This is a genomic window from Rhodanobacter sp. UC4448_H15 (assembly GCF_052978265.1).
The window spans coordinates 1,025,816-1,038,568 of the sequence record NZ_CM129665.1 but is presented as its reverse complement, the minus strand read 5'-3'; the positions used below and the strand labels follow the sequence as shown (position 1 = coordinate 1,038,568).

Here is a 12,753-nt window from a genome sequence, read left to right as displayed (position 1 = left end):
GACATGTGGAACGGTCTGCCGTTCGCTGCCGCGCAGGCAGCTCAGAAAAAGAAGAAGGTGGAAACCCGTGCCGTGACCAAGTTCGCTGCCGCGCAGGCAGCTCAGAAACTGCCCCGAGGAAGTCGAAGCAGCACACCAGGCGTTCGCTGCCGCGCAGGCAGCTCAGAAAAAAACCCTGCACTTCTGTTGGCCCACCACTGGGTTCGCTGCCGCGCAGGCAGCTCAGAAATCTGGGAGCCATGGCGCCCGCCTGGTGCTGAGGTTCGCTGCCGCGCAGGCAGCTCAGAAATAACACATCATCCAGCGTCGATGCGTGATCCTGTTCGCTGCCGCGCAGGCAGCTCAGAAAAGTGGATGACCCCACGCGTTGCCGGCCAGCCCGTTCGCTGCCGCGCAGGCAGCTCAGAAAAAAGCTGGCTTGAACGAGGTTCAGCAGAGGACGTTCGCTGCCGCGCAGGCAGCTCAGAAATTGTACGTCAACGACAAAGCGCCAGACGGATAGTTCGCTGCCGCGCAGGCAGCTCAGAAATCGGCCGCGATCTCATCGCAACGATCTTCAATGTTCGCTGCCGCGCAGGCAGCTCAGAAAAGCGCCAGGGCGATGTCGCCGATGTGCGTGATGTTCGCTGCCGCGCAGGCAGCTCAGAAAAGGCTGCAGCGGCAGCACGTTGGCCGGCAGGTGTTCGCTGCCGCGCAGGCAGCTCAGAAACTATGAATGGCATGAGTCTGATCTTTCGCCCAGTTCGCTGCCGCGCAGGCAGCTCAGAAAAGTTCCTGCACCCGTACGCCTTCGACCTGATCGTTCGCTGCCGCGCAGGCAGCTCAGAAATAGACCCCGGTGCTGAAACGGTGAAGTCTCGCGTTCGCTGCCGCGCAGGCAGCTCAGAAAGCACGGATCGGCGCCAGCCCTAGCAGCTCATCGTTCGCTGCCGCGCAGGCAGCTCAGAAAGTTGCGATTGGCGGCCCGCGTCCGCACGGATCGTTCGCTGCCGCGCAGGCAGCTCAGAAAAGTACACGACCGAGCTCGATAGCGTCCCCGGCGTTCGCTGCCGCGCAGGCAGCTCAGAAAGTGACTTCTTCCTGACCTCCACCGAGGCCAGCGTTCGCTGCCGCGCAGGCAGCTCAGAAAGTCGAGCGCCTGAACCTGTGCCTGTACGCACAGTTCGCTGCCGCGCAGGCAGCTCAGAAAGAACAGCACGTGGTCGTTGTCCGGCGCCTCGAGTTCGCTGCCGCGCAGGCAGCTCAGAAAGCCTCGACGCGCCATTCGAAGTAGCCCGATGCGTTCGCTGCCGCGCAGGCAGCTCAGAAAATGCGGCTGGCGCCGGTGTCGCCGTTGCTGGCGTTCGCTGCCGCGCAGGCAGCTCAGAAATGCACCTGCCCGAAGGCGCCACCCTGGTGGTGGTTCGCTGCCGCGCAGGCAGCTCAGAAAGCGTGCAGCCACCGGTGCACGGGTCGGAAATCGTTCGCTGCCGCGCAGGCAGCTCAGAAATGGCACGGCCCCGGCAGCGTGCTGCTGCGCCGGTTCGCTGCCGCGCAGGCAGCTCAGAAATCCGCACGGATGCGGTCGGCCTTTTCGGTGTCGTTCGCTGCCGCGCAGGCAGCTCAGAAAATCGAAGCCCACCTTTCGGAGAACACCCATGAGTTCGCTGCCGCGCAGGCAGCTCAGAAAGTGTAGTCGGTGCCGGCGGTGAGCGTGAGCGGGTTCGCTGCCGCGCAGGCAGCTCAGAAAATGCGGTGCAGCGTCCCGCGCGAGACCCCCATGTTCGCTGCCGCGCAGGCAGCTCAGAAATCAATGCGTCGGTGGATTCGTGGGCGTGGACGGTTCGCTGCCGCGCAGGCAGCTCAGAAAATGTCAGCGCGATGGCGGCGTAGTTGCGCACCGTTCGCTGCCGCGCAGGCAGCTCAGAAATCCCGAGCGCGTCCCGGCCGACGTCGATCCCCGTTCGCTGCCGCGCAGGCAGCTCAGAAAGCGAAGTAGTCGCGCAGGGTCGCGCCGGACTCGTTCGCTGCCGCGCAGGCAGCTCAGAAAAGCCCGCGGTTCCGCAACTCGTTCAAGCAGCCGTTCGCTGCCGCGCAGGCAGCTCAGAAAACGCGCATCACGGCGCGCGCGTCGGTCAGGTCGTTCGCTGCCGCGCAGGCAGCTCAGAAAAGGATGGGGTCGGCCTGGCCGTACAAGCCGAAGTTCGCTGCCGCGCAGGCAGCTCAGAAAATCACGAACGTCCGAGTCAGCTCGAAGGCGTCGTTCGCTGCCGCGCAGGCAGCTCAGAAAAAGCTCCAGGCTGTTGCGATCGAGCAGCGCCTGTTCGCTGCCGCGCAGGCAGCTCAGAAAATGTACCGCACTGTACGAACGGACGTCGAGCGGTTCGCTGCCGCGCAGGCAGCTCAGAAAACCCGCCAGCACAGGCGGCGCAGGTCGATCCAGTTCGCTGCCGCGCAGGCAGCTCAGAAACGAACTCAACCGCGATGCGGCGCGCCTCGCTGCGTTCGCTGCCGCGCAGGCAGCTCAGAAATTACAAACTCCGAAGCCGCAGCAGCTTGAACAGTTCGCTGCCGCGCAGGCAGCTCAGAAACGATAAATCGGCTGGGGTCTTTGCGTTCAATTGTTCGCTGCCGCGCAGGCAGCTCAGAAAATACGCGAGAAAGGTGGCTAGATGAATTACACGTTCGCTGCCGCGCAGGCAGCTCAGAAAATCATGTCGCAGGCATTCGACGGGCTCTCGTCGTTCGCTGCCGCGCAGGCAGCTCAGAAAACGGGGATTCAGGCCCTGCGGCGCGCGGCCGTGTTCGCTGCCGCGCAGGCAGCTCAGAAAAGGTCGAGCTTGCCGTGCGCGCACTGGAGGCGGTTCGCTGCCGCGCAGGCAGCTCAGAAAAGAACGCGCGCCGGTACATCGCCATAATCACCGTTCGCTGCCGCGCAGGCAGCTCAGAAAAGACGCCGGAACCCATCGAGCGGAAGGTGAGGGTTCGCTGCCGCGCAGGCAGCTCAGAAAAATCGCCGGAAGTTCGGGCTGCATCTCGGCCAGTTCGCTGCCGCGCAGGCAGCTCAGAAAATAATCAGCGGTTTGCGAATAACCATACGCGAGGTTCGCTGCCGCGCAGGCAGCTCAGAAATTCCTTCACGCGGACGAGTTCGGTCAGTTCGAGTTCGCTGCCGCGCAGGCAGCTCAGAAAATTGAGAGCGAGTGGTACATCCGCGGAAGTGAGTTCGCTGCCGCGCAGGCAGCTCAGAAATGACGCCCATGACCCCCTACATCGCCGAGCTGGTTCGCTGCCGCGCAGGCAGCTCAGAAACAGCTACGGAGAAAGACATGAGCGCGGTCATCGTTCGCTGCCGCGCAGGCAGCTCAGAAATATCGCGGATCGGGGTTTCGGGCTGGGGGCAGGTTCGCTGCCGCGCAGGCAGCTCAGAAATTCGCCGGCCAGTACCAGCAGTCACCATCCACGTTCGCTGCCGCGCAGGCAGCTCAGAAAACAGCATCGGCAACAGGTATTCCGCGAACGACGTTCGCTGCCGCGCAGGCAGCTCAGAAATGAATCTTCTGCTGGATCGCTTCGACGCGCAGGTTCGCTGCCGCGCAGGCAGCTCAGAAATTTCCCACGGAGCCATGCCATGACTGTTGCACGTTCGCTGCCGCGCAGGCAGCTCAGAAAAAGTCGCGCCGGTCCTCGAAGAACTCCGCCTTGTTCGCTGCCGCGCAGGCAGCTCAGAAATGCGCGAACTTGCGGAGCTGTGGAAGGCTGGCGTTCGCTGCCGCGCAGGCAGCTCAGAAAGCTGTTCTGTGTTGCGATCTGCTGGGCAATCTTGTTCGCTGCCGCGCAGGCAGCTCAGAAAGGAGGATGCGGCTGCCCCTGCGCTGCCGGCAAGTTCGCTGCCGCGCAGGCAGCTCAGAAATTGGGCGAAGGCTTCCCGAAAGGCTTCGTCGAGTTCGCTGCCGCGCAGGCAGCTCAGAAATTTGGCTGAGCCACTCGCGAAGTACTCGCAGCGTTCGCTGCCGCGCAGGCAGCTCAGAAATGCTGTTCGGCCGCGCCCTGCATACCCTGGTGGTTCGCTGCCGCGCAGGCAGCTCAGAAAAGTCGGGCTTGCGATCGTTGTGCAGGTCGATGGTTCGCTGCCGCGCAGGCAGCTCAGAAATGCTCGGCATCGACCCGGTGCGCCTCCCGCTCGTTCGCTGCCGCGCAGGCAGCTCAAAAATTCAGGTCAATCATGGTCATCTCCTTCATGGTGTTCGCTGCCGCGCAGGCAGCTCAGAAAACGACCCGAACACCGAGACCGACACGCCGAACGTTCACTGCCGCGCAGGCAGCTCAGAAAACCAAGGCCGCGCTGCGCATCGCCATCAGCGGGCTCGCTGCCGCGCAGGCAGCTCAGAAAATGTCGCGGAACACGCTGCCCTGACGGTCGATGTTCGCTGCCGCGCAGGCAGCTCAGAAATTGTAGCCGTTGGGGGCCACGGCATACCACTTGTTCGCTGCCGCGCAGGCAGCTCAGAAAGCGTCGTTCTACGTGCAGGCCATCCGCACGGAGTTCGCTGCCGCGCAGGCAGCTCAGAAAGCATAGGTGACGCGGTTGCGCACGCGCGAGACGTTCGCTGCCGCGCAGGCAGCTCAGAAAAAGACGCGCATTGAGACCGGGCTCAGCAACGAGTTCGCTGCCGCGCAGGCAGCTCAGAAAAGGATGGCTGGCCCATGCGCTGTGGCCATCGTTCGCTGCCGCGCAGGCAGCTCAGAAATGCAGCGTAAGTGCGCCGCCGCGGCCCGCCTTGTTCGCTGCCGCGCAGGCAGCTCAGAAAAACGCGAAGCCATGCAGCGCCGCATCCGGGGCGTTCGCTGCCGCGCAGGCAGCTCAGAAAGAAATGGGCGGACAGCCGCGCGTGGAAGACGTGTTCGCTGCCGCGCAGGCAGCTCAGAAAAGATCGTGGATCTTGGCCGCCCGGACCTGGTTGTTCGCTGCCGCGCAGGCAGCTCAGAAAAGAGATGCCGCTGATCTGCAAACCCATTTCCCGTTCGCTGCCGCGCAGGCAGCTCAGAAACGCACCATCCGCGGCGAGTACCAGATCGGTCCGTTCGCTGCCGCGCAGGCAGCTCAGAAAGATAGTTAGGGCGCTGCCCTACGGAGAATGAAGTTCGCTGCCGCGCAGGCAGCTCAGAAAGCGAGGCATAACACCTGATTAGACGGCGAATCGTTCGCTGCCGCGCAGGCAGCTCAGAAAGCCCAGGCGTTCATCCTCCCGCCCGACCCCGGGTTCGCTGCCGCGCAGGCAGCTCAGAAAAGCCCCGACGCAATACCGGGAATGCGTCCTCCGTTCGCTGCCGCGCAGGCAGCTCAGAAATGCAGGCCGTTGACGGCCGTGAGCGTGGTTTCGTTCGCTGCCGCGCAGGCAGCTCAGAAAGCCAAGCCCGCCGCCACGCCGCTCGACATGGCGTTCGCTGCCGCGCAGGCAGCTCAGAAATTCGGCAATCCGTGTCAATAGGTCGCGCTGATGTTCGCTGCCGCGCAGGCGGCTCAGAAATGGACGCCGACGTGGCCGCGCGCAGCATCCGCGTTCGCTGCCGCGCAGGCAGCTCAGAAAAAGTGCTGCTGCAGGCGCTGGACAAGGCCAGCGTTCGCTGCCGCGCAGGCAGCTCAGAAATTGTCGATGTGCGACAGGTGGCTGATGCGAATGTTCGCTGCCGCGCAGGCAGCTCAGAAAACCGTATGGCGTCGCGGGCGATACCATCGTGCGTTCGCTGCCGCGCAGGCAGCTCAGAAAATCGAGAACACCGGCGCGGTGGTGCGCGTTTCTGTTCGCTGCCGCGCAGGCAGCTCAGAAATCGAAGGCCACCTGATGCGGCGACGGGATGGCGTTCGCTGCCGCGCAGGCAGCTCAGAAATGGGCAAGGTCGTCGCCGGGAAGTTCACCGAGGTTCGCTGCCGCGCAGGCAGCTCAGAAAGCGCGCAGATCTGACGCTTCGCACCATCCATGGTTCGCTGCCGCGCAGGCAGCTCAGAAAAGCACCGGCGTCGATCCGCAGCAGGCCGCGTTGTTCGCTGCCGCGCAGGCAGCTCAGAAAGAAACCCGCCGCGCCCCCGACCTTCGTGCCCAGTTCGTGGCGCGCAGGCAGCCCACCGTCCGCATTGCACAATGCAGGGGCGAAACCATCAGGTCCCGGCAACAACCTGACGACGCCGTGCCAGCTTGCGCTCGCGCCGGCGCGCGCTCCACGCCTTGCGCCGTTCGGCCAGGCAGGAGAACACCACGTACAGCGCCGGGGTGCTGAGCAGGGTGAGGCTTTGCGAGATCAGCAGGCCGCCGATCAGGGCGATGCCGAGCGGGCGGCGCAGTTCGCTGCCTTCGCCCAGGCCGATGGCGATCGGCAGCGCGGCGAGGATGGCAACCATGGTGGTCATCATGATCGGGCGGAAGCGCACCAGGCAGGCTTCGCGCACGGCCTCCAGCGGCGGCTTGTGGTGTTCGCGCTGGGCGACCAGGGCGAAGTCGATCATCATGATCGCGTTCTTCTTGACGATGCCGATCAACAGCACCAGCGCGATCTGCGCCACCACCGACAACTCGGTGTCGGTCAGCCACAGTGCCAGCAACGCGCCGACACCTGCCGCCGGCAGCGTGGAAAGGATGGTGACGGGGTGGATCAGGCTCTCGTACAGCATGCCAAGCACGATGTAGACGGTGACGATCGCGGCCAGCACCAGCCACAGCATGCCACTCTGCGACTCCTGGAAGCGGCGGAAATCCCCGCCCATGTTGAGCTTGATGTCGCCGGGCATGCGCATGTTGCCCACGGTGGCCTGGATCACCTGCATCGCCTGGCCCATGCTCACCCCGGGCGCGAGGTTGAAGCTCAGGTCCATCGTGGTGAACTGGTTCTGGTGGGTGATCTGCGACGGCGCCAGGCCGGATTCCTGGCGGGCGAACGCGGTGATCGGCACCATCTGGCCCTGGTTCGATTTCACGTATACGCGATTGAGCGCGTCCGGCGTGGCGGTCTGCGCGGGCAGCGCGTTGACCACCACGCTGTACTGGTTGATGTCCGAGTAGATGGTCGACACCTGGCGCTGGCCGAAGGCGTCGTAAAGCGCGCCGTCGATGGCGCCGATGGACACCCCGAGCCGCGCCGCGGTGTCGCGATCGATCACGATGTTCTGGCGCAGGCCGCCCTCCTCCACGTCGCTGCCGACGTCGCGCAGCAGCGGGTTCTTCTTCAGCTCGGCCACCAGTCGCGGCAGCCACAGTTGCAGCGTGGCGAGGTCGTTGCCCTGCAGCGAGACCTGGTATTGCGCGCCCTGGCTGGTGCCGCCGCCACCGCCGCTGGGCAGGTCCTGCACGGCGCGCAGGCGCAGGTGCAGGTCGGGATACTTCGCGGCCTTGGCGCTCAACCGGGCCAGCACGGTGAAGGTGTCGTCGGTGCGCCCTTCGCTGCGCGTCTTGAGGTCGATGTTGAACGAGCCGCTGGCACCCTGGCGGCTGCTGCCCAGGCGCGTGCCCACCGTGGCCACGTCCGGGTCGGCCAGCAGCATCGCGGTGAGCCGCTCCAGCCGCTGCCGGCTCTCGTCGAACGATACCGTGGCGCTGGAGGTGGCGCGGCCCCAGATCAGGCCGGTGTCCTGCTGCGGGAACAGACCGGTCTTGACCACGGTGAACAGGTAGAACGTGGCGACGATCAGCACCAGGGGCGTCAGCGAGAAGGCCAGCACGTGGCGCAGCGAGAAATCCAGCGCCCGCCGGTACACGCCGAGCATGCGGGCGTGGAAGCGGTCCAGCACGTGGCTGCGCTCGGGCCCGGCGCTGGCCTCGCGTGCGCGATGGCCGCCGAGGAAACGCCCGCACAGCGCCGGCGTGAGCGTCAGCGACACCGCGGCCGACACCACGATCGCCGCCACCAGGGTCACCGCGAACTCGTGCATGAACATGCCGGTGATGCCGCCGGCGAACAGCAGCGGGATGAACACCGCCACCAGCGAGGCGGTGATCGAGACGATGGTGAAGCCGATCTCGCGCGCGCCGGCCAGGGTGGCCTGCATGCGCGTCATGCCGTCGTCGATGTGGCGAATGATGTTCTCGATCACCACGATCGCGTCGTCCACCACGAACCCGATCGCGATCACCAGCGCCAGCAGGGTGAGGTTGTTGAGCGTGTAGTCGAGGATGTACATCGCCACGAACGCACCGGCCAGCGACAGCGGCACCGCCACCGCGGCGATCAGCGTGGGTGCGAGACGACGCAGGAACAGCGCCATGGTCAGCACCACCATCGCCAGCGAGATCAGCAAGGTCGCCTGTACCTCATGCAGCGAGGCGCGGATGGTTGGCGTGCCGTCGAAGAACGGGGTGAGCCGGGTGCCTGGCTGCAGGAACGTGCGCAGCGCCGGCAGTTGCGCCTTGACCAGGTCCACGGTGGAGATGACGTTGGCGTCGGCCTTCTTGTACACGTACATCAGCACCGCCGGCTGGCCGCCGAACCACGCCGCCTGGTAGGCGTCCTCGGTACCGGCGTAGACGTTCGCCACGTCGGCGAGGCGCACCGGCGTGCCATCGTGGCTGGCCACCACCAGTTTCGCGAAGTCCGCGGCGCTGTGCAGCGAGGTGGTGGCGGCCACCGCCATGCGCGTCTTGCCGTCGCTGAGGAAGCCTTCCGGCGAGGTCACGTTGGCCGCGCGCAAGGCGTTGCGCAGCTGGTCCGGCGACAGGCCCATCGCGTTGAGCGCGCGCAGGTTCACGTCGACGCGGATCGCCGGGGTCGAAGCGCCGGCGATCTCCACCGACGAGACACCCGGCAACTGGCGCAGGCGCTGCGCCAGCAAGGTGTCGGCGACGTTGTAGAGATCGCCCGCGGCCTGCGTGTCGGAGGTCAGCGCGAAGGCGATCACCGGGTCGTCGTTGGGATTGGCCTTCTGGTAGCTGGGCGCGCCGTTGAGGCCGCTGGGCAGGTCCGGCGCGGCCGCGTTGATCGCCGCCTGCACGTCGCGCGCGGCCGAACCCAGGTCGGTGCCGTTGCGGAACATCATGAAGACGAAGGTGCGCCCTTCCGAACTGGACGAGCGCATCGTCTCGATGCCGGGGACCTGGCCCAGGTGCCGTTCCAGCGGCGCGGCCACGGTGGAGGCCATGGTGCTGGCGTCGGCGCCGGCCTGGCTGGCCTGCACGAAGATCGCCGGGAACTGCATGTTCGGCAGCGCCGACACGCCGAGCAGGAAGTAGCAGATCATGCCGCCGACGAACAGGCCGATCGCGAGCAAGCTGGTGCCGATCGGACGGCGGATGAAGGAGCCGGAGACATTCATGCGGGAAACACGACCGTGGTGCAGGCGGCACGATGCCGGGCGGGATCCAGGCGAATCATCCCACCCTCAACGCACCAGCGGCAAAACGGTTGATCGGGACGCGAAAAGGAAAAACCCCTGCCGGCATTGCGCGGGCAGGGGCAAAGGGAAGCGATCGAGGTCACGCCGTGCCGTCGGCCCGTGCATGTTCCAGCGCACGCCGTTCCCGGCGTGCGGCGAGCCAGTCGGAGAAACGCTCCATGTACAGGTAGATCACGGGCGTGGTGTACAGCGTCACCAGCTGCGACAGCAGCAGGCCGCCGACGATCGACACGCCCAGCGGCCGGCGCAGCTCCGAGCCGATGCCGGTGCCCAGCGCCAGCGGCAAGGCGCCGAGCATCGCCGCCGCGGTGGTCATCATGATCGGGCGGAAGCGCAGCAGGCAGGCGCGGCGGATCGCGTCATGCGCGTTGAGGCCGGTGCGGCGCGCCTCGATCGCGAAGTCGATCATCATGATCGCGTTCTTCTTGACGATGCCGATCAAGAGCACGATGCCCACGATGCCGTCCACCGACAGGCTCATGCCGAACATCATCAGTGCCAGCAGCGCGCCCACGCCAGCCGGCGGCAGGGTGGAGATGATCGTCAGCGGGTGGATGTAGCTCTCGTACAGCACGCCCAGCACGATGTAGATCACCACGATCGCGGCCAGCAGCAACAGCACCTCGTCGCCCAGCGAGGAGTTGAACTCGGCGGCCTTGCCGATGAACTGGCCGCGCACCTGTGGCGGGAAGTTCAGCTCCGCGTTGATCTGGTGGATCGCCGACACCGCGTCGGACAGCGAATAGCCCGGCGCCACGTTGAACGACAGCGTCACCGCCGGCAGCTGCTGCTGGTGGCTGACCACCAGCGGTGCGCTGGTGACCTCGGCATTGGCCAGCGAGGACAGCGGGATGGTGCCGCCGCCGCCCAGCGCGATGCCGATGTTGCCGGTGTTGCCGATGCCGCTGGGGGTGGCCGAGTTGCTCGACTTCACCTGGCCGAAGCTGGTGGCGTTGCTGCCGGTCAGCGCGCCGGAGCCGTTGCCGCGCACGGTGAGCTTGTTGAGCAGGTCGCTGCTGTTGCGGAACTCCGGCGCCACCTCCAGCACCACGCGGTACTGGTTGAGCTGGGTGAAGATGGTGGAGATCTGGCGCTGGCCAAAGGCGTCGTACAAGGTGTCGTCGATGGTCTGCACCGGCACGCCCATGCGGCTGGCCTTCTCGCGATCGATGGTCAGCTTGAGCGCGTTGCCGCGGTCGGCCAGGTTGTTGCTGACGTCCGCCAGCTCCGGCCGCTGGCGCATGGCGCGGGTCATCTGGTCGGCGTACTTGGCCAGCTCGGCGGAGTCCACCTGGGACAGCGCGTACTGGTATTCGGTGGCCGACACGGTGCTGTCCAGGGTCACGTCCTGCACCGGTTTCAGGTACAGCGCCACGCCGGGGATGTCGGCCACGCTCTGCTGCAGCCGCGGCAGCAGCTGGTCCAAGCCGTCGCGGTCGCCGCGATCCTTCAGCACGATGCTGAGCTGGCCCTGGTTCAAGGTGGGGTTGATCGTGCCGGCGCCGATGAACGCCGCCACGCCGGCCACCGCCGGGTCCTTGCGCAACGCCTCGGCCACTGCCTTGGTGCGCTGCTCCATCGCCGGAAACGCAATGTTGTCGTCGGCCTGCACCACGCCGGTGATCAGGCCGGTGTCCTGCTCGGGCAGCAGGCCCTTGGGGATGGCGATGTACAGGAACACGGTCAGCACCACCGCGGCGCCGGCCACCAGCATGGTCAGGCGCTGGTGGTCGAGCACCCAGTCCAGCGAATTCTCGTACACGTGCACGGTGCGCGCCCACACGGTGCGCCTGCCGGCGGCGGCGTGGCGCTCGTGCGCGTCGTCGCCTTCCGGCAGCTGGTCGGGCTTGAGCAGGTAGGCGCACATCATCGGCGTCAGCGTCAGCGAGACCAGCATCGAGATGCTCACCGCGATGGTCAGCACCCAGGCGAACTCGTGGAACAACCGGCCGGTGACACCGGGCATCAGCAGCAGCGGCAGGAACACCGCCACCAGCGACACGGTCAGCGACAGCACGGTGAAGCCGATCTCCTTCGCGCCGATCTCGGCCGCCTCCTTGCCGCTCTTGCCCTGTTCGATGTAGCGCACGATGTTTTCGATCATCACGATCGCATCGTCGACCACGAAGCCGGTGGCCACCGTCAGCGCCATCAGCGAGAGATTGTCCAGCGACATGCCGGTGAAACTCATCACGCCGAACGTGCCCAGCAGCGACAGCGGCACCGCGGTGGCCGGAATGATGGTGGCCCACAGCCGGCGCAGGAACACGAAGATCACGCCCACCACCAGGAACACGGTGAGGATCAGGGTGAACTCCACGTCGTGCACCGAGGCGCGGATGGTCACCGTGCGGTCGGCGAACACGTCCAGGTGCACGTCGGCCGGCAGCGCGTTGCGCAGCTCGGGCAGGATGCGGCGGATCTGCTCCACCGTCTGCACGATGTTGGCGCCGGGCTGGCGGCGCACGTCCAGCAGTACCGCCGGCTTGCCGTTGGCCCACGCGGCGAGCTGGTCGTTCTCCACGCCGTCGACCACCCTGGCCACGTCGGACAGCCGCACCGGCGCGTTGCCGCGGTAGCTGATGATGGTGCTCTTGTACTGCTCGGCATCGGCCAACTGGTCGTTGGTGCCGATCGAGTAGCTCTGCGTCTTGCCGTTCAGCGTGCCCTTGGGCGCGTTGACGTTGGCCTGGGTCAGTGCGCTGCGCACGTCCTCCATGGTCAGGCCGAGATTGGCCAGTTGCGCCGGGTTGACCTGGATGCGCACGGCCGGGCGCACGTTGCCGGCGATCGAGACCAGGCCCACGCCCTGCACCTGCGACAGCTTCTGCGCCAGGATCGAGTCGGCCAGGTCGTTGACGTCGCGCAGCGGGCGGCTGTCCGACTGCAGCGCCAGGGTGAGGATCGGCGCATCGGCCGGATTGACCCGGTTGTACACCGGCGGATACGGCAGGTTGCCCGGCAGCGTGCCCTTGGCCTGGTTGATCGCCGCCTGCACGTCCTGCGCGGCGATGTCGATGTCGCGGCCCATGTTGAACTGCAGCACGATCGTCGACAGGCCCGCGGAGGAGTCCGAACTCATCATGCTGAGCCCGGAGATCTGCCCCAGGTTGCGCTCCAGCGGCGTGGTGATCAGCGTCGCCATGGTGGTGGCGCTGGCACCCGGATACTGCGTGGTCACCACCAGGCTGGGCGCCTCGATCTCCGGCAGCGCCGACACCGGCAACTGGCGAAAGCCCAGGATACCGAGCAGCAGCACCGCCACCATCAGCAGCGAAGTGGCGATCGGGCGGCGAATGAAGAGGGTGGAGAAGCCCATGACTATCCGTGACGAAGTGGGGCGGCAGTTGCCGCGTTCGAGACGCGCGCCAGCCCGCGGCAACGCCGCGGGC

At 66.1% G+C, this 12,753-nt stretch carries 2 protein-coding genes and 1 CRISPR repeat array (1 of these 3 running past the window's edge); both genes read right to left on the bottom strand.

Annotated features, from left to right (window positions below; translation table 11 throughout):
* A CRISPR array of direct repeats spans positions 1-6,051; the repeat unit is 28 nt; unit sequence GTTCGCTGCCGCGCAGGCAGCTCAGAAA (it extends 2,680 nt beyond the left edge of the window).
* Between the two features lie 88 nt (positions 6,052-6,139).
* Complete coding sequence (locus ACVCMI_RS04620; protein ID WP_447097268.1) at positions 6,140-9,280, bottom strand: efflux RND transporter permease subunit; 3,141 nt, start codon at positions 9,278-9,280, stop codon at positions 6,140-6,142.
* A gap of 160 nt (positions 9,281-9,440) precedes the next feature.
* A complete protein-coding gene (locus tag ACVCMI_RS04615; RefSeq protein WP_447097269.1) occupies positions 9,441-12,680 on the bottom strand; it encodes an efflux RND transporter permease subunit in 3,240 nt (1,079 codons plus the stop codon).
* Between the last annotated feature and the right edge of the window lie 73 nt (positions 12,681-12,753).